The organism is uncultured Methylobacterium sp. (genome assembly GCF_964242245.1).
In the GTDB taxonomy this organism is placed as follows: Bacteria; Pseudomonadota; Alphaproteobacteria; order Rhizobiales; family Beijerinckiaceae; genus Methylobacterium.
In genome coordinates this window covers 14,683-34,846 of the sequence record NZ_CAXTBY010000035.1, presented here as the reverse complement: position 1 = coordinate 34,846, position 20,164 = coordinate 14,683, and the positions used below count along the sequence as shown (strand labels likewise).

Here is a 20,164-nt window from a genome sequence, read left to right as displayed (position 1 = left end):
ACAGCCGCATCCCGCGCCGCGCCAGCCGCTCGCCGAGCTCGATGTCCTCGTGCCACGTCAATTGTGGATCGAAGCCGCCGGCCTCGCGCAGGAAGCCGGCATCGACGCTGACGTTGCAGGTGAGGAAGGCGTCCCACCCGAGCTCGATCCGGCCGTTGAGCGCGTCGTAGGAGGCGTCGTGGTGGAGGGCCGCGAAGGGCGAGAACGGCAGCGCCGGATCGATCGTCATCCGCCCCAGGATCGCCGTCTCGCGGGCCGCCCGCCGGGCGTGGGCCGCGAGGTGGGCGGCGACGAGGGTCGGGCCGGGGATCGTGTCGTCGTTGACGATGAGCAGGCGCGCGCCGCGGGCCGCCGCGATCGCGCGGTTGCGGGCGGCGTTGGCGCCGGCATTCTCCTGGCGCAGGTGCACCACCGGCCGGCGGCCGGTGGCGACCGCGCGGCTGATCACCGCGCCGGTCCCGTCCTGCGAGCCGTCGTCGCAGACGACGATCTCGAAGGCCGCCGCGGTCTCCTGGCGCTCGAAGGCGGCAAGCGTCAGCCGGAGGGTCTCGGCGCGGCCGTAGGTCGGGATGATGACGGAGAGGACGGGTGTCGTGTCCGGTGTCGTGGCGGGCATCATGGCGAGGCTTCCGGGACGGGGAGGGAGGCACGGGGGCGCAGCAGGACGGCCCCGGCGGCGGCGAGGAGTGCACCCGCCGGCACGGCGTAGGGGACGAGGGCGGCCGGGCTCGCGAGGACGCAGGCCGCCATCACCAGGGTCGGCGCCAGGATCGCCGGCACGTCGGCCGGAACCACGGGCATCCCAACCGCGCGGCGGAACGCGGCGGCGACGACGGCGAGCATCGCGACCTCGGCGGCGAGCGCGGCGAGCGCCGCGCCGGTCGCCCCGGCCCGGGGAACGAGCAGGAGGCAGCCCAGCGCGTTCACCGCGCAGCCGGCGGCGCCGGACAGGACCGCGAAACCGCTGCGCTGCCGGGCGATCAGCGCCGAGAACAGGATGGTGGCCGCGATCATCGCGGCGGCCATCGGCGCGGCGATGCGCAGCACCGGGATGGCCGGTTCGTAGTCGGGGCCGAACAGCAGGCCGATCACCGGGCCGGCCAGCGCCCAGGCGGCGACCACGCCGGGGCCGGCCGCCGTGAGGACGAGGCGCAGCGCCAGCCGTGTCTGTGCCAGCAGGGTGCCGGAGCCGGCGGCGCGCCCGAAGACCGGCACCATCGGGGTGGCCAGCGTGATCGCCACCGCGACGCCGAGCTCGAAGAAGCGGTAGCCGGCGGTGAACAGCCCGACCTCGGCGGCCCCGGCCAGTCCCGCCAGCGTCAGCAGGCCGATGCGGGCGTTCAGGGTGCCGAGGGCGTTGGAGAGGCCGAGGCCGGCGGCCCGACGGATGTAGGCGAGCCCGTCCCGCAAGGGGGCCGCCCGCAGCGGCACGAGGCGCCCGGCGAGGGCAAGGCCGACCGTGCCGTATCCGATCCCGGCCGCGACCGCGACCGCGGGCAGGACCGCCTCGGGCGCGTCGAGCGCGAGACTGAGCGCGGTCCCGCCCGTCAGCACGACGGCGTTGGCAAGCGACGGGTAGGCCGACCAGCCGGGCCGCCCGCAGACCTGGAACAGGGCGTCGAGGAAGCGGGCGGCCAGGAGCGGCATCGCGAGGGCGGCGAGCGCCAGGGCCGGGCGTGTCGGCGCGGGCAGCAGCGGCAGGGCGCCGATCAGGACGAGGCCCGTGCCGGCACCGAGGATCAGCCGAGCGGAGACGATCCGGGCCATCTCCGCGCCCCGCGCCTCGTCGGCGCAGGCGCCGATCCGCGCGGCGAAGGTCAGCGTGGTCCCGAAATCGGCGGCGATCACCGCGATCGCGACGACGGCGAGCGCGATCCCGTAATGGCCCAGCGCCTGCGGGCCGCCGGCCTTGGCGACCATGACGAAGGCCGCGAACCCCGCGAGCAGGGAAATGCCGCGGCCCGCCGCCTGACCGAGGAGGTTGATGCCGTAGCGCATCCCGCCCCGGGCCGTATCGGTTCGATTCACCACCACGCGCATCTCTCGGTGATTTTCGTCCAAAAAATGCTACCTCTGATTGTAAGGCAGCGCCGCCGCGTGGTGTCCACCCGGGAAGCACGTCATGGTTGCAATAGTAAGTATTATACAACCGTAAAGAGAGAGACATGTCGAAGCCAGCCGACGCCCTCGCGAGGCCGGACCGCGCGCGGAGAAGCCTCGCGACCGAGGCGCCCACGGCCACCGGGATCGCCGCGCCGATTTCCTGGGCCGAGACGCGCGAGGCCCTGCGCGCCGACCGGGCCCACTGGGCGCGCCGGATGCCCGGCCCGGCGCACCTGCGCCGGGGCTATCAGGCGGTCTGGCTCTACCGGGTGTCGCGCTACGCCCACGAGCGTGGCTGGCGCATGGCCGCGTGGCTCCTCTGGATCGTCAACGGCTGGCTCACCGGCTCGGACATCCCGCCGTCGAGCCGGATCGCGGGCGGCCTGTTCCTGCCCCACCCGCTCGGCACGATCATCGCCGGGGCGGTCGGGCGCGATGCGGCCTTCGGCTTCCAGGCCTCGATCGGCGGGCTCTACAAGCCGCCGGACCGCGACGTCGGCGGCGGCCCCGGCCTGCCGCGGCTCGGCGACGGCGTGGTGCTGGAGCCGGCCGCGCTCGTGCTCGGCGCGGTCCTCGTCGGCGACCGCGCCCGGATCGGGCCGCGCTGCCTCGTGCTCAAGGACGTCGCGGCGGACACCGAGCTGGAACCGCCGCCGTGGCGGGCCCTGCCGGGACGGAGCGGAGCGCCATGACCGCCCTCGGGACGGATTCGGGCGATCGCGCCCTCGACCACGGCCGCGTCGCGACGGTGCGGGCGCTGCTGACGGCCGACCTGGACAGGATCGTGCGCCAGACCAACGGCGGCGCCTCGGTGTCGCGGGCGCGGCGGCTGATGCACGTCATGCTGCCGGCCATGCAGTGCGCGATCCTGCACAGGACCGCGCACCTGCTCCAGGTGCGCGGGTGGCGCCGCGCGGCCGCCCGCGTCGCCGGCCTCTCGGTGCGGCTGACCGGGGCCAGCATCCATCCGGGCTCGCGGGTGGGGCCGGGCCTGTTCGTGCCCCACCCGGCCCGCATCGCCTTCTGCGGCACGGCGGGGCGCGACCTCGTGATCCTGCCCGCCGCGATCGTCCTGCCGGACGCGCCGTCGCCCGCTTGGCTGCCGTTCCCGGCGGATGCGCCGCGCCTCGGGGACGGCGTGGTGATCGGGGCCCAGGCCGTGGTGCAGGGGCGGGTCGCGCTCGGCGACCACGCGCTGGTCGGGGTCGGGGTCGTGACCCGGCGGGACGTGCCCGCGGGCGTCGTGACGGTGCAGGTCATGCGCCAGACCGTCGTCGCCCGCCCGCCCGCGCCCGCCGCGGAGGCCGCGTGAGCACGGCGGCCCCCCAGGGTCTCCGCGTCGGGCCGACGCCCGGGGCCCCGCGGTCAGTGCCGCCGGGTGACGAGGGCCATGACCCAGGGGTTCAGGCCGGTGTCGAGCCAGCGGGCTGGCACAGCGTCGACGTAGGCGCGCGCCAGCCCGCGGGCGAAGGCGGGCGCGCGGGAGAAATCGAGGAAGCCGGTGACCCGCCGCGCTTCGAGCGCGTAGGGCAACCCGTCGAGGTAGCGGTGGACATCCGGGTAGGACCACAGGAAGTTGTCGGCCCAGGGGCGGTGGACGGTCATGCCGAGGCGGGCGGCAAGCCACCGTTCCCAGGCCGCGGCGCGGCTGTCGGGCCCGTGGGCGACGTCGATGGGGAAGGCGCGGTTGGGTCCGCCGACCAGCATCCGGCCGCCCGGGGCGAGGACGCGGAACACCTCCCGCAGCCAGTGCCGGCGGATGGCGTGCCAGTCGGGGCTGCGGTCGGCGTGGCCGTCGGTGGTGCCGACGTGCTCGATGACGCCGAAGGTGAAGGCGAAGTCGATCGCGCCGTCGACGAAGGGCAGTTCGAAGGCGTCGGGATCGATCAGGTAGAACCGCTCGGCGCTGCGGCCGGCCGCGGCCCAGCGCCGCGTCAGCCCCGGCAGGTCGATGCCGTAGCTCTCGTAGCCCTCGGCCTCGAGGGCCACCGCCATGCCGCCCATGCCGCAGCCCACGTCGAGGACGGTCCGGGCCGGCGCCTCCCGCACGATCGGCAGGACGAAGGCGCGGGCCTTGGCGGCCTGGAAGTCGTCCTGCGCGGCGACGTAGGCCTCGTCGCAGGTCTCGCCGCGGGTGGTCCGCCGCGGCAGCACCCCGCGATAGCCCTCGGCCATCAAGGTCATCGGCTTCATCAGCATGATCCGGTCTCCTCTCTCGGTATCGTCGTCGCACCCGCGGCACGCGGGCACGATGCAGGAAGGCGGGCGTCAGCCGGCCGCCTCAAGGCGGCCGGCCGCGGATCGGGCCGGTCGGGCGCGAAGCTGCCCGCGCAGGACGCGCTCGTAGGCGTCGAAAATGCCGGCCCAGGCGAACGCCTCCGCGTGGCGCGCGCGGCTGCCCTCCGACATCGCGGCCAAATGGCCGGCGGGCGCGCGGGCGAGCCGGGCGATGCCGTGGCGCAGCTCGGTCTCGTCGCCGAAATAGGCCGCGTCCGGCCCCGCCACCCAGCGGTTGAAGGGGTTGTCGTGGGCGAGGATCGGCGAGCCGGCGCCGAGCGCCTCGACCAGCGACGGGTTGGTGCCGCCGACCGTGTGCCCGTGGATATGGAAGCGGGCGTGCCGGCGCAGGGCCGCCACCCGCTCGGCCTCGTAGATCGCGCCCGCGAAGATCACGTCGGGGCCGCCGGCCGCGCGCACGGCCCGATGATACGGATCGATCTCCGAGAGCTTCCCGAGCACCACCAGCGGGATGCCCGGGCCCACGTCGCTCCAGGCCCGCACCACCTGGAGGACGAGGTTCTCGGGCACGACGCGGGCGATGGCGAGCCCGTAGCGGTGCGGCGCGACGCCGAGGGCGGAGAGCGGCGCGACGGGCGCGTCGCGGATCGGGTCCGCGCCGTAGGCGATGGTGGTGATGCGCCGCTCCGGGGTGACGCGGGCGAGGTGCCGGGCGATCTCGGGATGGTCGGCCACGAGGTGGGTCGAGAACAGGCTGCCGAGGTGCTCGTTGAGCCAGAACCACGCCTTGGCGCCCCGCGACCAGCGGTCCCGGCGCCACTCGATCCCGTCCATGTTCATCACGCTGCGCTTGCCCGTCAGCCGGTAGAGCAGGGAGAACACGGCGGTGTTGTAGCCGAGCACCAGCGGGAGCGGCGCCCGGAAGGCGGCGCGGAGCGTGCATTTCCAGTCGAACACGATCGTGGCGAGGGCCCCGTCGCCGGACGCGCGCACCGGGATCAGGTCGATGCCGCGCCACGTCGCGGGCGCGGTCGGCCGGTCGACCTGGCAGTAGACCTCGACCCGCCAGCCGCGGGCCACGAGTTCGAGCGCGAGGCGCTCGGCCAGGGTCTCGAAGCCGCCGTGGGCCGCCGGCACGCCCCGCGTGCCGAGGATCGCCACCGCCGGCCGGTCCATCCTGGCCACCCGCCCGCCCGTGCGGGGCGCGGCGCCGGCTTCATCAACCCCACCGCTTGAGGAGGACGACACATGAGCCAGGACGCGACTTTGAGCCGGGACGCGACGGCGCGCCGGGCTGGGAGCACGGTCGAACAGCGGCTGTTCCGGGAGATGGGGGCCGGGGGCTATTCCCGGCAGGACCACCGGATGGAGTACATCGTCCGCGTCAACGCGCTGCTCACCCCCGACATGCGGGTGATGGAGTTCGGGGCGGGCCGGGGCAAGTGGAGCCATGATCCGGTGCCACTGCGCCGCCGGCTCGGCGACTTCCGCGGGCGCTGCGCCCACGTCACCGCCTGCGACGTCGACGAGGCAGTGCTGGGGAACGAGACGGCCGACGCGGTGCAGCTCGTCGGCCACGACGGGCTCCTGCCCTTCGCGGACGGGAGCTTCGACCTGATCTCGGCCTTCTCCGTGCTGGAGCACATCGAGACGCCCGAGCGGACGGCGGCGGAACTCGGCCGCATCCTCGCGCCGGGGGGCTGGCTCTGCGCCTGGACGCCCAACCGCTGGGGCTACGTCGGGATCGGCGCCCGCCTCGTGCCCAAGCGCCTGCACGCCCGCGTGCTGCGCATGGTCGAGCCGCGCCGCGTCGAGATCGACTCGTTCGTGCCGCTCTACACGATGAACACGGAAGGCGCGCGCCAGCGGCTTTTCCCAGCAGACCGGTTCGAGCACTTCACCTACAGTTTCGATGGGCAACCGTTCTATCATGGCGAGAACATCGTCCTGGGCAAGTTCTGGGAGGTATTGTTCCGGCTCACGCCGAGAATCTTAAAGGGTTATCACATGGTCTTCATCCGCAAGCGCTGATCCTCTACGATGCCTCTCCTTGCCCAAGACCGGAGACGTGCGTCGCGAAGCGGCGCATGTCCCGGGCCCGGCGCAGGAGATCGGGCCGCCGCCGGAGGCGGCCCGCGATCCCGTAGGCCGCGGCCCGCGCGGTGAAGCCGAGCCACAGCGGCACCGCGAAGAAGGCCGGCGAGGACAGCCGCCGCCGGGCGTTGCGCAAGGCGTAGACGCTGGCGAGCCCGTCGAGCCAGCGCGGCGAGCGCGTGCTCCCCGATCCGCCCTGGAGGTGGACGACCGCGGGATCGGGCAGGTAGGCCACCCGCCAGCCGGCGTCGCGCAGGCGGCAGCCCCAGTCGACGTCCTCGCCGTAGAGGAACAGCGGGCTCGACAGGCCGCCGATCGCCTCGACCGCCTCGCGCCGCAGCATCAGGAAGGCGCCGCAGAGCCAGTCGACGGCGACGGGCCCGCCCGCCCGCGCCTGCCGGCCCGAGAGGTAGAGGCCGCGCAGGCCGAACAGCCCCGACAAGCCCGCCGCGTGCACGGCCACCGACAGCGGGCGCGGCTCGAAGCCGGCGTCGCCCACCTGATGGCGCCCGTCCTCGAAGACGAGGCGCAAGCCCACGGCGCCCACGTCGGGGTGCGCGTCGAGGTGGGCCAGCGCCGCGGCCACCGCGTGCGGGTCGCGCAGGTACGCGTCCGGGTTGAGCAGCAGGATGGTCGCGCCGCGGCAGGCGGCGTAGGCGACGGCGTTGGCGCCGGCGAAGCCGTGGTTCCGCGTTTCCGCGATCAGCCGGACCTCGGGCCACCGCGCGGCGATCCGCTCGGGCGTGCCGTCGCCGGAGGCGTTGTCGACGACGATCACCTCGTAGGCGCGCTCGATCCGGCTCGCCGTCAGCAGGGCGAGGCAGGTGTCGATGTCGGCGCCGGACCTGTAGGTGACGATCAGGATGCTGAGGCTGGGGGTCATCGCAGGCTCGCGCCTCGTCGCTCGGGGAGGTCGGATCGCGCGCGGCGTGCCGCCGAGCGCCTCCCTCTCCCAGTGGGAGAGGGCTGGGGTGAGGGGCGTGCGCTGTCCGGGAAGGTCACGCCCCTCACCCTGTCCCTCTCCCGCTGGGAGAGGGGACTCGCGCCCGGTACGATCGCCGTGCGGAGATCCGGCCGCTGCGCCGCCGACACCGCCGCGATCAGGCCGAGCGCGGTGTAGAGCAGCTCTGCGATGCCGAGGTTCAGCCGGAAGCCGGGATCGACGAGACCGTGGAGGAGGTGGGCGAGCAAGCCGATCGCCGCGGCGCCGGCGATCGCCGCCAGCGGGTCGCCTATGGCTGCGCGGCGCAGCGCGGCAAAGCCGCGCCACAGGCCGACCCCGAAGACGCCGGCGAAGGCGATGTAGCCGACGATCCCGACCTCGGTGAGCACGAGGATGTGGAGGTTGTGCACGACGTGGTTCGAGCGATCGAACAGGCCGGCGAGCCGCGACAGGCCGGTCCGGTCGAGCGTCGCGAACATGTTGCCGAAGTTGTTCAGGCCCACGCCGAGGATCGGGAACTGCGCGAACAGGTCGAGGGCCGCCGCGTTCAGAGGCCCGCGCTGCGCGGCCGAGCCGCCGTCGTCGGCAAACAGCCGCTCCCAGATCAGCGGCCCGACGAAGATCGCCGCCACGCCGCCGCCCGAGGCCAGGATGCCGGCGACGATCAGGCTCGCCCGCGAGAGCAGGCGGTCGCGGTAGACCAACAGGACCACGAGCGCCGCCGAGAGCGGGAAGGTCAGCCAGGATGCCCGCGACAGGGTCAGGACCACGCCGCCGAGCGCCGACAATGCCCCGACGGCGCCGATCAGGCGCAGCCATGCCGGGCCGCGGGACAGGGCGAGGGCGAGGGCGAGAGGCCACACGACCTCGTAGTAGTAGCCGAGGATGTTCGGGTGGACCTTGAAGCCGGCCGCGCGCCGCTGGGCCTGGAAGTTGATGTTCTCCTCGACGATCTGCTCCTCGCCGAGGACGCCGAGGCCGAGTTCCGAGCCGGTGACGTACTGCACGGCCGCCGCCGCCGTCTGGACGAGGCAGAGGACGCAGATGGCCAGCGCCAGGGTGCGGACGTCGCGGGGGCCGAGGTTCGAGACCGCCACCGAGACGATCAGCAGGGTGAGGAAGCGCCACGCGTCGAACCACAGGTAGGTCGGGTCGCCCGCGTTCGCGAGCGAGAGCACGGCCGCCGCCAGGAACGCGAGCTGCGTCAGCACCAGGGACGGATCGAGGCGTAAAGGGCGCGGTGCCGCCTCGCCGATGCCGGCAAGGCGGAACGCGATGAGCGTCAGCGCCACGAGGAGGGCGAGGCTGACCGTGAGCCCGGCGCCGCCGCCGATGCTCGGCAGGTACTGGCCCACCGCCTCGAAGTGCTGGAACGCGCTGACGTCGAGCTTGATCGTGAGGCCGGCGGCGAACGCCACGAGCAGGAACGGCGTCAGCCGCACCCGCTGCCCGACGATCAGCGCGCCGACCGCGCCTAGACACGCGGCCAGCCCGACGACCGCGAACTTCAGCGGCGCGCCGGCCAGCGCCACCGCGGCGGCGGCGGCCGCGAGGCCGAGGGCGACCGGCGGCAGGGAGCGAAGCGCCGCACTCATCCGAGCCGCCGGTAGAGCCAAGCCGGGATCGGGTGGCGGGCACGGTTGAGGACGATACCCAGCGCCGTGCCGCCGGCCGCCTCCAGGTCGCGCAGCGTCCGCTCGGCCACGGCCCGCCGGGTGCGCTCGGCCCCGATGACGACGACGAAGCCGTCGACGAGGGGGGCGAGCGCCGCGGTATCGGCGATCCGGCCGATCGGCGCGCAATCGAGGATGGCGAGGTCGTAGCGCTGATCGACGAGGCCGAGGAACGCGTCGAGGCGAACGTCGTCGAGGCCCACGGCACCGAGAGCGGCGGCGCGTCCGGCCGGGACGACGTGGAAGCCGTCCGCGACCGGGTGGACGCCGTCGAGCGGCGCCACCGTGCCGGCGACGATGTCGGCGAGCCCGGGCTTGCCTGCCAGCCCGTAGGTCCGCGCCAGGGTGGGCGCCGCCCAGTTCGCCTCGATCAGGAGAACGTCGAGGCGGCGCGCGTAGAGGCCGGCAAGCTGCGCGCTCAGCGCGGTGACGCCGTCGCCGGCCTGCACCGCCGTCACGCCGATGCGCCGCAGGGGCGGGCCTTCGCGGCGGTTGAGCTGGACCAGGGCCGGCTCCAGCGCCGACCGGTCCGGCACGGTTGCGGGGGCGACGATCATGCGGCGGCTCCACGGAAATCGGCGGCGATCGCCTGCGGCGCGGCGGCCTCGCGCGCCTCGGCGCGAAGGGGCAGGACGGCGAGCACCGGGCGCCGCAGGGACCGGGTCACGTCCGACGCGCTGCGATAGGTCCGGGCGAGGATCTCGGCGAGGGCCACGTAGGCGAGGGCCGCGGTGAGGCCGAGGCCCGCGGCGAGGCCGAGGATCAGGAGGCGGTTCGGGCCGCTCGGCAGGCGCGGGGCGACGGCGCGCGCAACGAGGGCGGACGAGGTGACCGACTGCGAGTCGAGGCCGGTGCCGGTCCTGAGTTCGTCGATGCGGCGCTGGGTCTGGCCGATCTCGTCGGTGAGCAGGCTCTTCTGCTGGGCGAGCCGGCCGTAGGCCAGCGACGCGTCGCTCTGGCCGATCGCGGCCCGGCGCCGGTTCGCCTCGATGCCGGTGATCGCCACGATCCGCTCGTCGAGGACGGCCAGCCGCGCGGTGTCGGCGCCGATCAGCGCCCGGTACTTCTGCCGGGCGAGCTCGGTAAGGTCCCGGTCGAGGCTGACGAACTCGGGGGCCGCCGGCCGGAAGCGCGAGGCGAATTCGGTGCGCTTGGTGCGCAGCTCGGCGAAGCGCTGGTCGAAGGCGGCGACCGTCGGGTCGGCGTCGGGCGGCGTCGGCTGCCAGCGGTCCGGGCCGGCTTCGCGGGTGCGCCGCAGCCGGGTCTCGACGCCCTCGCGCTCGATCTGCGCCGCCGACCTTTGGCGGGCAAGGTCGGCGAGCGTGCCGAGGTCGTTCTGCTGCTCGATGGAAAAGCTCGCCGTGTTGGCGCCCTTGAGGGACTTGGCGAGTTGCGCGTCGATGACCGTCAGCTCGGCGCGTGCCCGCTCCAGCTTGCCCGCGTAGAACGAGGCCGGGGTCTCGTCGGCGTAGACTTCGACGTGGCGGCGCTTGTAGGCGTCGAGCAGGCGGTTGAGCGCCTCGGCGGCAAACGTCGGATCGGTCCAGGTGAAGCCGGTGACGATCACGTCCGTCTCCTTCACGAACACGACCCTGAAGGCGGCGGCATAAGCCTCGTAGAGCTTCTCGTCGGGGGTGAGGTGGCGCAGCAGGCCGACCGCCTCGAAGGGGACGCGCACGGTGTCGACCACCCAGGTCCTGATTCCCTTGGCGACGCCCACGAGTTGCCGCCCCCGGTACAGGAGCCACGCGCCCCACTCGTCGGGCGGCGGCCCGAGGTCGCCCGTCGGGGTGATCGCCTTCAGCGCCTCGAACTCGCCGCGCACGATGCTCGGATCGCGCAGGATCTCGACCTCGTTGTTCACGTTCTGCGCGCGCTCGGAGAACATGTAGCTCTGGTTCGTGCCGCCGCCGATCGGGGCGGCGGACTTCTCGCGGCCGAGCCGGATGATCAGCTTGGCGTCGGCCGTGTACTCGGCCGGCGTCAGCAGCAGGTAGATCCCGGCGCCGAGCAGCGCAGCCGTCAGGATCAGCAGCGCAGGCCGGGCGTGGCGGAACAGGGCGCCGAGCGCGTCGCGCAGGTCGTAGGAGGGAGCCTCGACTCCGTCGGGTGCGGTCACAGGGCGGCCCTCGCGGTGGTGCTGGTGGTGGTCGAGGCGGCGGGGCCGGTGATGTAGTTCACCCCGAAGCCGGTGCCGTTGAAGAGCAGGATCTGACGGACGACGAGGTCGACCGCGCGGGCGGTCTTGGCGAGCACCGAGGGCGGCACGTAGACCGTGGCGTTGGGCGGCACGACGATGCTGTCGGCCAGGCCCGGCACGCCGATGTCGACGATCTGGACGCTGCCTTGGCGCTGGTCGTCGAAGCGGATGATGCGCACCGCGTCGCCCGCGGCGGTCGGCAGGATACCGCCGGCGGTGCCGAGCACCTGCGCCAGCGTGCGCGCGCCTGACAGCGTGACGGGGCCGGGCGCGCGGACCTCGCCGAAGACCATGGTGTTGGCAGGCACGAGGCTCGCCAGCCGCACGCTCGGGCTCACCGCGGCGAGGCGATGCCGGTAGGCCGCCGCGAGCGCCGCCGTCACCTCGTTGACGGTGCGGCCGGCGGCCTGGACAGGGGGCACCATCGGCAGGTTGATCTTGCCGTCCGGCTCGATCGCCATGAGCTTGACGCGGCCGAGGTCGGAGCGCTGCGTCAGGTCGCGAAAATCGTCGATGGGGGTGCGGAACTTGCGCAGCAGGATCGTGACGACGGGGTTGATCAGGACGTCGTCGTAGGTCGCCTGGATCAGCCCGGCGGCGCGCTCAGGCGACAGGCCAGCGACCGCGATGCCGTTCTTGCCCGGGAGCGAGATGCGGCCGTCGGGCCGCACGATCACCGTGCGGTTGTATTCCGGGTGGGTGCGGAAATCGACGTCGAACTCGTCGTTGGGGTTCAGCCGGTATGTCGGCTGCACCACGCTGGAATCGATCAGGAGGGAGATTTCGAGGTTGTCGCCGACGTTGAGCCGGTAATTCGTCAGGCCGAGCCGCATGGTGCGCCCGACCTCCTCCTGCGCGGCGGCGACCACCGCGGGCGGGGCCTCGGCGATCGAGCCGGTCCGCGTGACGTCGAGGGCGGGGCTCGCCGCCTCGCGGGCCCGGGTCGCCATGCAGCCCGCGAGCGCCGGGGCGCAGGCGAGCGCGGCGGCGAGGCGGACCAACGTCCGGCGGCCGTTGAGCCGGCCGGCGCGTCGGAGGGCAGGGGGAGCGCACACCATCATAGGCCTTCAGCCGCACCATGCTCGGCCGCACGCTGTCGGGTAACAACCCCTGAACGTATCGCGGCTCTGGGTACAATCTGAGAGCTTGGTTAACGAACTTTGAACCCCCGGTCTTCATTCCGACCACAAGTTGCATCAGCGAGCAGGTGTGGCAGAGTGCGGAGGCAGCGATCCGACCGCTCAGAGCACCGGCACGCCGCGGAACTTGGCGTGCTCGGCCGGCTCCACGTGGATCGCGACGACGGCGCCGGGGATCGTGGTGGCCAGCGCGTCCTCCAGCCGGTCGCAGATGTCGTGCGATTCCTTCACGGTCATCTGGCCGGGCACCACGAGGTGGAAATCGATGAAGGTCGCCTGCCCCGCGTAGCGGGTGCGCACGTCGTGCGCCTCCAGCGCGCCCGCACCGTGCCGCGAGATCAACTCCCGGATCTGGCCGACCATCTCCCCGGGCGCGGCCCGGTCCATCAGCCCGTCGATGGAGTCGCGCACCATCCGCCAGCCGGACCACAGGATGTTGAGGGCGACGAGGCCGGCGACGAGCGGATCGAGCACGGGATAGCCCGTCGCCAGCACCGCGCCGAGCCCGACGAGGACGCCGCCCGAGGTGACGACGTCAGCCATCACGTGGCGACCGTCCGCGACGAGGGCGGGGGAGCGCCACGCCCGGCCCCAGCGCAGGAGCGCGGTCGCCCACAGCCCGTTGATCACCGTGGCGCCGGCGTTGACGGCGAGCCCGAGCCCCGGCGCGTCGACGGCCCTGGGCGCCAGCACGCCGTAATAGGCCTCCCGCAGGATCATGAGCGCGGCGACGATGATCAGCGCGCCCTCGATCACCGCGGAGAAGAACTCGGCCTTGTGGTGGCCGTAGGGGTGCTCGGCATCCGCCGGCCGGCCGGCGACCCGCAGGGCCGCGAAGGCACAGATCGCGGCCACCACGTTGATGATGCTCTCCAGCGCGTCCGAGTACAGCGCGAGGCTGCCGGTGAGCCACCACGCGAGGAACTTCAGCCCGGTCACGACCAGACCGACGGCGGCGCTGGCGAGGGCGGCTTTCTGGGTGCGGTCCATGGAGCGTCCGGCCGAGCGACGGGACGCCCTTAACGCGGGATCGCGGCGCAAGGCCACGGCACAGGTTCAACGGTGCGGCATGGGTTGAACGCTGCGGCAAGGACCTTAGCCGCGGCTATCCGGTGCGGTCGGAAGGTTCCCCAGCCCCGTCCCGCCCGGCCTCGCGGACGCGGCTGCGCTCCCCTTGCGCCCGCGCCTCGGCGGCCCTGCGCAGGTAGCGCCGCCGCTGCCAGCCGAAGCGGGCGGTGGCGGCCATCCCATCGAGGCGGGCGGCCTCGCGCGCCCAGTAGCCGACGAGCTGTCCGTCGAGGGTAATCCGGCGCGGCGCATCGGTCATCGCAGGTCTCTCCGTTCAGCGATCCATACGGGTCGGGGCCGGGGACGCGCCGGGCGGGCGCCCTACGGTTTCGGGGCGGGCGGTTGCGCGGTTTCCTCGACGCTCAGCCCGTCCGCGTCGTCGGCGAAGCTCCCGGCGCCGTCGGGCATGGGCGTCGCCGGGGTGCCGAAGGGCGTGCTCGGGTAGGCTTGGCGGAACTTCCCCCGCGCGGCCTGCGGATCGTCGGCCTTGAGGACGATCTGCGGCTTGCCGGGCAGGGGCCAGCGCGGGTCGGCGGGATCGCGGGGACGCACGGCGTACCAGGGCATCATGGCTCCGAAGCTTCGGCCGCGGACACCACCGCCGGGGCCTGTCATGAACAGGGTCCGATCGTGACCGGTTCCGGGCGACTCGGCCCGGGCGGAAATTGATCTCGCGCGGCGATCGGTGCAGGTGGCGGGCGACATGCGCGTGGACCTGTTCGATTTCGACCTGCCCGAGGCCAGCATCGCGCTGCGCCCGGCCGAGCCGCGCGGCGCCGGGCGCCTCCTCGTGGTGCGCCCCGGCGAACCGTTCGGCGATCGCCGCGTCGCCGACTTGGCGGGCCTGCTGCGGCCGGGCGACGCCCTCGTCCTCAACGACACGCGGGTGATCCCGGCCCGCCTCCACGGCCTGCGCACCCGCCCCGGCGCGCCGGGGCGGCGCACGGAGGTGATGCTGCACCTGCGCGAGGCGCCCGACCGCTGGCGCGCCTTCGCCCGCCCCGCCAAGCGCCTCGCGCCGGGCGACGCCCTGCGCTTCGGGGATGCGGGCGAGGCCGGTCTCAGCGCCACCGTCGCGGCGAAGGGGGAGGGCGGCGAGATCACCCTCGCGTTCGATCGCGCCGGCCCAGCGCTCGACGCGGCGATCGCGCAGGCCGGCACCCTGCCGCTGCCCCCCTACATCGCGGGGCGGCGTGCCGTCGACGCGCGCGACGCCGCCGACTACCAGACGGTCTACGCCCGCGCGCCCGGCGCGGTCGCGGCACCCACCGCCGGCCTGCACGTCTCGGACGGGCTGCTCGCGGCAATCGCCGCGGCCGGAATCTCCCGCCACGCCGTCACCCTGCACGTCGGCGCCGGCACCTTCCTGCCGGTGAAGGCCGACGACACCGCGGACCACCGCATGCACGCCGAGATCGGCGTGTTGGACGCGGAGACGGCCGAGGACCTGAACCGGGTGCGGGCCGCGGGCGGACGGATCGTGGCGGTGGGCACCACGGCGCTGCGCCTCCTGGAGAGCGCGGCGGACGCCGCCGGGCGCCTGCACGCCTTCGCCGGCCCGACCGAGATCTTCATCACGCCGGGCCACGCCTTCCGCGCGGTCGACGCGCTGATGACCAACTTCCACCTGCCGCGCTCGACCCTGTTCATGCTGGTGGCGGCCTTCTCCGGCCTCGACACCATGCGCGCGGCCTACGCGCACGCGATTCGCGAAGGCTACCGGTTCTACTCCTACGGCGATGCGAGCCTGCTGTTTCCGGCCGAGCCGGTCTGATAGGGCTGGCGGTCGACGCGCGCTCCCTCCCCCCCTGCGGGGGAGGGTGGCCCGCGAGCTAAGTCGGGAGAGGGGACGACGTTTCCGGATACGGCGCTCCCCTCACCCGACCCTCGCTCACGCGAGGACCACCCTCTCCCAGGGGGAGAGGAGGTGCAGCCGGAGCGAAACAGGAAACCATCCCATCCGCATGTCCGAACCACGCGCCACCGAACACTTCTCCTTCCGCGTCCACGCCACCGATGGCGCAGCCCGCACCGGCGCGATCACCATGCCCCGCGGGACGATCCGGACGCCGGCCTTCATGCCGGTGGGCACGGCCGCGACCGTCAAGGCGATGTACCCGGAGCAGGTCCGCGCGCTCGGCGCCGACGTGGTGCTCGGCAACACCTACCACCTGATGCTGCGCCCCGGCGCTGAACGGATGGCGCGGCTCGGCGGCCTGCACCGCTTCATGCGCTGGGACGGGCCGATCCTCACCGATTCCGGCGGCTTCCAGGTGATGTCGCTGTCGAGCCTGCGCAAGCTCGACGAGCAGGGCGTCACCTTCCGCTCGCACATCGACGGCACGGCCCACCACATGAGCCCGGAGCGCTCCATCGCGATCCAGGGGCTGCTCGGCTCCGACATCCAGATGCAGCTCGACGAGTGCGTGCGGCTACCAGCGGACTTCGCCACCGTGGAGAAGGCGATGCACCTGTCGCTGCGCTGGGCCGAGCGCTGCCGCGTCGCGTTCGGCGATCAGCCGGGCAAGGCGATGTTCGGCATCGTCCAGGGCGGCGACGTGCCGGCGCTGCGCGTCGAGAGCGCGAAGGCCCTCGTCGGCCTCGACCTCAAAGGCTACGCCATCGGCGGGCTGGCGGTCGGCGAGCCGCAGGCGGTGATGCTGGCGATGATCGAGGCGGTGGAGCCGCACCTGCCGCGGACCAAGCCGCGCTACCTCATGGGCGTCGGCACGCCGGACGACCTGATGCGATCGGTCGCGCGCGGCATCGACATGTTCGACTGCGTGATGCCGACGCGGGCCGGCCGCCACGGCCTCGCCTACACTCGCCACGGCCGGATCAACCTGCGCAACGCCCGCCACGCGGAGGACACCCGGCCGCTGGACGAGGCCTCGCCCTGCGAGGCCGCGAGCGCGTATTCCCGCGCCTACCTCCACCACCTCGTCCGCTCCGACGAGATCCTGGGGATGATGCTGCTCACCTGGAACAACCTCGCGTATTACCAGGACCTGATGGCGGGCGTGCGGGGAGCGATTCTCGCCGGCCGGCTCGACGCGTTCTGCGACGAGACCCGGGGCGGCTGGGCGCGGGCGGAGCGCGATGCGGCGGCCACGGGCTGAGGACCGGGCGCGCCCCGGGGGCCGCGCGGGGCGATCCGGGACTTCGGTGCGGCGGCGCACGCCGGCCGGATACACGTGATCGACTGCGCTTCCGCAGCCTTCGGCGGACATCATCCGCGTAACATTCGGCACATACAGCATTCGGGGCGCATCATACCAATCGAATAGTTCGTAACCCGGATCGTCCGGCGGCGAACAGTCGAGGAAGTTCATCATGATGCACGTCAAGGAAATCGGACTCGCCGGGCTCGTCGCGGGCGGTCTCGGCCTCGCCTCACCGGCCCACGCCGCCCCGTTCGGGCCCGGAGCCGCACCGCTTGCGGGCGAGGCCGCGACGGTCACCGTCGCCTACGGCTGCGGCCGCGGCTACGCGCCCGTGTACGGCGTCTGCCAGCCGATCTACGGCCGTTACGGCTATTACGGACCGCGCCGGGTCTACGGCTATTACGGCCCTCGCTACGGCGTCGGGCTGCCCGGCCTGCGGATCGGCCCTTACGGCGCCGGCGTCTCGTTCTATTGAGGCTTGGTGCGACGCACCGGCATCGGGCCGCGCGCCGGCACGAGAGCACGTCCCGTGAAGCCTCGAAAAACACGGGACGTGCCCGATCCCCGCGCGGGATCGTCCCGTCTTCCTGCGCGGCATCCCCGTCGCCTGAAGACTCCTTTCGGCGTCCCGCGCCCACTGCGGACCGCCGGTCCATCCACCGCCCACGAGGAGAGCCGGACCATGGAACGCCTGCAACGCGCGCTTGCGTCCCGCGACGCGGACTGGAAGAGCGTCGCCTTCGCCTACACCGCGATCGTGGTCGGCACCGGGATGGTGGTCTACAGCATCGTGGCGCAGTGAGCCCCGCCCGCGCTCACGGATGCGCGAGCACCCGGTAGGCGCCGTCCGGCGCGTCGAGGCCGGTCTGCGCCGCCGCCCGCAGGCCCTCGACGATGCGGGCCGCCACCGGCAGGCGATAGTGCAGGGCGTCCCAGTAGTTCTCGTCCCGCGTCGTGATCGGCGAGGGGATGCGAAAGTCGACGACCACCGCGCCGCGTGCCCGGCCGATCGCGGCCACCTGCGCCTTGCAGGCGGCCTCGCGCACGCCCTGCGCCGTGCCGGGCAGCCCCTGCATGACCGCGTGCACGGGCATGAAGGCGACGAGCCTGTGCGCGCCGGCCGGCACCTGCGCCAGGAGCCCGTCGAGATCGGACAGCATCGGCATCGCCGGCCTCGCTTCCGGCTCAACCGCCTGCGGGGGTGCCGCGTCGGGCGCGGGGAACGCGCGCGGCGCGGCCGGCTCCGGGTCGGAGGCGGCCGGATCGAGGCCGCCGTCCCCGCCGTGGATGTGGCGCGCCGCGCGCGCCGCGTCGTAGGCGGATTCGGGCGGCGTGAAGACCGCGTAGCCGTCGTCCCGGATGCGGGCCGGATCGAGGCCGAGACGGTTCAGGGCGACGCGGGCCGCGATCCCGAGGCTCTGCCCGTTCATCTGCCGCAGGCGGCCCCAGGGCATGCCGGGGGCGTAGAGCCAGTCCGGGAAGGGGTGGGCGGTGCGCCGCGCGGGCCGCGCCTCGCACCACGTGGCGTCGAGGGCAAACAGCACGGCCCGCGCGCCGCCCCGGCGCAGGAAGAGCCGCGCGAGGGCGCCCTGCTCGTCGGGCGTGGCCGCGTTGACGGCCAGGTTCGCGAACCGCGTCCCGAACGCGCGGTCGAGGTCCCGCGGATCGAGGAGGCGGGCCGTCGAGGTGCCGAACACGGCCGCGTCGTAGGCCCCCGCGCGGGCGACCTGCGGGTACATGAAGCGCTGGTTGCGATCCATGAGCGGCCCGGCCGGCCGCCCCGGGCCCGCACGCAGGCCGTAGGGGTCCATCGCCGCGACGAAGCCGAGTGCGGCAAGGCCCGCGGCAATCCCCGTGAGGGCGAAGGCGGCGGAGAAGCGTGCCCAGGCCGGGGCCGCGGCGGAGAACATGACGATCATGGTCGATCTGAAGCGGATCGGTGCCGATCACGGGCGCGTTCCGAGCCGTGAACACGAGCGGGCCAGCCCTGCCAGCAGACCGTGGCGACCGCGGGGCAGCCCGAGGCGGCACGCCACTCCAGGGCAATCGGATGAACCCGATTGCCCCGCGTTCTTGCCTGGTCCTCAAGCGCCAGCGGCCGCATCCGCGGCCTTGGCTATTACTCCGCTCGATGCTTTGCAGGACTTGTTGACACTTTGAAGGACTTGGCGTCCTGCAAAGCCCGCTCCGCGGGGCGCTCTTCGCGCCCGGAATCATGACAATCGAATTTCACCCGATTGCCCTGCACGCCACTCGCCCTCGTGTTGACCGGTCCGGCTGGCTCCCCTATTGCCTGCCACGCCTCCACGGGCCGGGCCCGCGCGGCCGGGCAAACGGCGGACGCGAGCGCGTAGCTCAGCTGGTAGAGCAACGGACTTTTAATCTGTAGGTCCTGGGTTCGAGCCCCAGCGCGCTCACCACCTATCTTATATTCTGACTCAGCCGCAACCGACAGGATGTCCAAGATCCTGCTGTGTCGAAGTTTCGGCAACCTGTGTCCAACCCCCCGCTTCAGTGTGCCGTCGACGCGCCGTCGCCGAACAGGTGCGCCCTCGTCTCCTTCCACGCCTCTTCATCCCGCTCCGGGCGAGCCGGCGCTTGTTCACGTCGCGGCTGTAGTGCCGCATCGACGCGGACGCGGATCGAGAGGACGGCGCCGACGCGGAATCGAGCCTCGGCGCATCGGAGGGACACGAGAGCCGGGTCGTGTGGCTGCGGGGCTGCGACAACGACCGCGCGGTGATGTGCCGGAGCCCGAGATCCCGGACGTGGTGATCGAGGCCGGTGTCGGCGGCCCGCTGCCATGGTCCGGTAGAGGGAACGTCAGTACGGCCTGCGGGGCGGCGCTGCTCGGGCTTGTGGGTCAGCGCGGATGCCGACGGCGCTACCTGATTATCGCCCGAACTCCCATGCCGGAATGCCGACTGGCCGCCCCGGTACGTTTCGGTAGTAGGCCGTCGTCCCGATAGGTAGTTGGGGTCAGTCTGCTAATTCTAGAGCCCAAAACCGTCCGTACATAGAGCCTGGCGCATCAACTCGAGCTATACCTATACGTCGGAACTGAGGCGTAAGCATATTTTGGTTGTGATGCGGAGAAGCTTGCCAGCGCGCAAACACTTCATCAAATGTTGCCGATCCAGCTGAAAGGTTTTCTGCCGAATACCCCTTTGCAAAACCTGTCTGCGTCATGCGCTCATCGAAGGAGCCGCCTACGTCGTGGCTGAGCTGACCAGATCCTGCGTTAGCCCGAGCTTGGTAGGCGGCCGCCCTCGTCAAGCGTCCATCGAGAACGACCGGCCCAAGCCCGTGTTGAGCTCGATAGCGGCTGATCGTGGTCGCAGCAGCCTGTTCGTCAAGGATCACGCCTCGCGTCGGGACGGTCACATCGAGGGCAGGCCCGCTGTAGCAGCCGGTCAGTGTCAGCAAGAGAGCCGCGGTCCAGGATGCGCGTCGCTGATGCATGGGCTGGATCGTTGCGCAATGAGAGGGGCACGCGTTCGCTCGGGTCGGTTGAGCGCGATTCCTTTCAGCATGGTTGTGGC

The 20,164-nt window shown here is 72.9% G+C and carries 20 protein-coding genes and 1 tRNA gene; 7 read left to right on the top strand and 14 right to left on the bottom strand.

Translation table 11 applies throughout. The annotated features are described in order from the left end of the window. Together ACFE8Y_RS10260 and ACFE8Y_RS10255 are read right to left on the bottom strand one after the other, a co-directional pair. On the bottom strand, positions 1–619 hold a 619-nt coding region (locus tag ACFE8Y_RS10260), incomplete at its 3' end, for a glycosyltransferase family 2 protein (RefSeq protein WP_375464285.1). Continuing rightward, positions 616–2,031 carry a lipopolysaccharide biosynthesis protein gene (locus ACFE8Y_RS10255; protein ID WP_375464284.1) on the bottom strand — a complete coding sequence of 472 codons (1,416 nt, stop codon included), beginning with the start codon at positions 2,029–2,031 and terminating at the stop codon, positions 616–618. The genes ACFE8Y_RS10260 and ACFE8Y_RS10255, both read right to left, overlap by 4 nt. Positions 2,032–2,165: 134 nt before the next feature. Between ACFE8Y_RS10255 and ACFE8Y_RS10250 the strand changes: the two genes are divergently transcribed. Further along, positions 2,166–2,795, top strand: a complete 630-nt coding sequence (locus tag ACFE8Y_RS10250; protein ID WP_375464283.1) for a serine acetyltransferase — start codon at positions 2,166–2,168, stop codon at positions 2,793–2,795. Continuing rightward, positions 2,792–3,415: a serine acetyltransferase gene (locus ACFE8Y_RS10245; RefSeq protein ID WP_375464282.1), complete on the top strand. Its 624-nt coding sequence runs from the start codon at positions 2,792–2,794 to the stop codon at positions 3,413–3,415. The genes ACFE8Y_RS10250 and ACFE8Y_RS10245 overlap by 4 nt, the downstream gene beginning before the upstream one ends. A 53-nt stretch (positions 3,416–3,468) precedes the next feature. Here ACFE8Y_RS10245 and ACFE8Y_RS10240 read toward each other — a convergent pair whose 3' ends face one another. Then, on the bottom strand, positions 3,469–4,302 hold the full coding sequence (locus ACFE8Y_RS10240; protein ID WP_375464281.1) for a class I SAM-dependent methyltransferase: 834 nt from the start codon (positions 4,300–4,302) through the stop codon (positions 3,469–3,471). Positions 4,303–4,371: 69 nt separating this feature from the next. Continuing rightward, complete coding sequence (locus ACFE8Y_RS10235; protein ID WP_375464280.1) at positions 4,372–5,517, bottom strand: DUF1972 domain-containing protein; 1,146 nt, start codon at positions 5,515–5,517, stop codon at positions 4,372–4,374. 72 nt (positions 5,518–5,589) lie between these two features. Here ACFE8Y_RS10235 and ACFE8Y_RS10230 point away from each other — a divergent pair, with 72 nt between their 5' ends. Beyond that, positions 5,590–6,372, top strand: coding sequence for a class I SAM-dependent methyltransferase (locus ACFE8Y_RS10230; protein ID WP_375464279.1), 783 nt, complete (start codon positions 5,590–5,592; stop codon positions 6,370–6,372). 4 nt (positions 6,373–6,376) lie between these two features. On the opposite strand, the gene ACFE8Y_RS10225 is transcribed toward ACFE8Y_RS10230, so the two are convergent. From ACFE8Y_RS10225 to ACFE8Y_RS10190, 8 genes are all read right to left on the bottom strand, one after another. Continuing rightward, positions 6,377–7,318 carry a glycosyltransferase family 2 protein gene (locus tag ACFE8Y_RS10225; RefSeq protein WP_375464278.1) on the bottom strand — a complete coding sequence of 314 codons (942 nt, stop codon included), beginning with the start codon at positions 7,316–7,318 and terminating at the stop codon, positions 6,377–6,379. Then, entirely contained in the window at positions 7,315–8,973 is a 1,659-nt protein-coding gene (locus ACFE8Y_RS10220; protein WP_375464277.1) for an O-antigen ligase family protein, read from the bottom strand. The genes ACFE8Y_RS10225 and ACFE8Y_RS10220 overlap by 4 nt, the downstream gene beginning before the upstream one ends. Then, a complete protein-coding gene (locus tag ACFE8Y_RS10215; RefSeq protein ID WP_375464276.1) occupies positions 8,970–9,608 on the bottom strand; it encodes a CpsD/CapB family tyrosine-protein kinase in 639 nt (212 codons plus the stop codon). The genes ACFE8Y_RS10220 and ACFE8Y_RS10215 overlap by 4 nt, the downstream gene beginning before the upstream one ends. Continuing rightward, a complete protein-coding gene (locus ACFE8Y_RS10210; RefSeq protein ID WP_375464275.1) occupies positions 9,605–11,170 on the bottom strand; it encodes a lipopolysaccharide biosynthesis protein in 1,566 nt (521 codons plus the stop codon). The genes ACFE8Y_RS10215 and ACFE8Y_RS10210 overlap by 4 nt, the downstream gene beginning before the upstream one ends. Further along, entirely contained in the window at positions 11,167–12,252 is a 1,086-nt protein-coding gene (locus ACFE8Y_RS10205) for a polysaccharide biosynthesis/export family protein (protein WP_375464274.1), read from the bottom strand. Before ACFE8Y_RS10205 ends, ACFE8Y_RS10210 begins: the two co-directional genes overlap by 4 nt. Positions 12,253–12,492: 240 nt before the next feature. Then, positions 12,493–13,380: a cation diffusion facilitator family transporter gene (locus tag ACFE8Y_RS10200; RefSeq protein ID WP_375464273.1), complete on the bottom strand. Its 888-nt coding sequence runs from the start codon at positions 13,378–13,380 to the stop codon at positions 12,493–12,495. 115 nt (positions 13,381–13,495) lie between these two features. Further along, a complete protein-coding gene (locus ACFE8Y_RS10195; RefSeq protein ID WP_375464272.1) occupies positions 13,496–13,717 on the bottom strand; it encodes a hypothetical protein in 222 nt (73 codons plus the stop codon). A 62-nt stretch (positions 13,718–13,779) separates the two neighbouring features. Then, complete coding sequence (locus ACFE8Y_RS10190; RefSeq protein ID WP_375464287.1) at positions 13,780–14,025, bottom strand: hypothetical protein; 246 nt, start codon at positions 14,023–14,025, stop codon at positions 13,780–13,782. 136 nt (positions 14,026–14,161) lie between these two features. Between ACFE8Y_RS10190 and queA the strand changes: the two genes are divergently transcribed. The 3 genes from queA (at position 14,162) to ACFE8Y_RS10175 (ending at position 17,097) form a co-directional block, all read left to right on the top strand. Continuing rightward, entirely contained in the window at positions 14,162–15,232 is a 1,071-nt protein-coding gene (gene queA, locus ACFE8Y_RS10185) for a tRNA preQ1(34) S-adenosylmethionine ribosyltransferase-isomerase QueA (protein ID WP_375464271.1), read from the top strand. A gap of 190 nt (positions 15,233–15,422) precedes the next feature. Beyond that, the gene (tgt, locus tag ACFE8Y_RS10180) at positions 15,423–16,577 is read left to right on the top strand and encodes a tRNA guanosine(34) transglycosylase Tgt (protein WP_375464270.1); all 1,155 of its coding nucleotides are present in this window, start codon (positions 15,423–15,425) and stop codon (positions 16,575–16,577) included. 214 nt (positions 16,578–16,791) lie between these two features. Then, entirely contained in the window at positions 16,792–17,097 is a 306-nt protein-coding gene (locus ACFE8Y_RS10175; protein WP_375464269.1) for a hypothetical protein, read from the top strand. Between the two features lie 340 nt (positions 17,098–17,437). On the opposite strand, the gene ACFE8Y_RS10170 is transcribed toward ACFE8Y_RS10175, so the two are convergent. Next, positions 17,438–18,541, bottom strand: a complete 1,104-nt coding sequence (locus tag ACFE8Y_RS10170) for a hypothetical protein (RefSeq protein WP_375464268.1) — start codon at positions 18,539–18,541, stop codon at positions 17,438–17,440. A gap of 425 nt (positions 18,542–18,966) precedes the next feature. Between ACFE8Y_RS10170 and ACFE8Y_RS10165 the strand changes: the two genes are divergently transcribed. Next, positions 18,967–19,042 (top strand) — tRNA-Lys (locus ACFE8Y_RS10165). 559 nt (positions 19,043–19,601) lie between these two features. Here ACFE8Y_RS10165 and ACFE8Y_RS10160 read toward each other — a convergent pair. Next, complete coding sequence (locus ACFE8Y_RS10160; protein ID WP_375464267.1) at positions 19,602–20,084, bottom strand: CAP domain-containing protein; 483 nt, start codon at positions 20,082–20,084, stop codon at positions 19,602–19,604. Between the last annotated feature and the right edge of the window lie 80 nt (positions 20,085–20,164).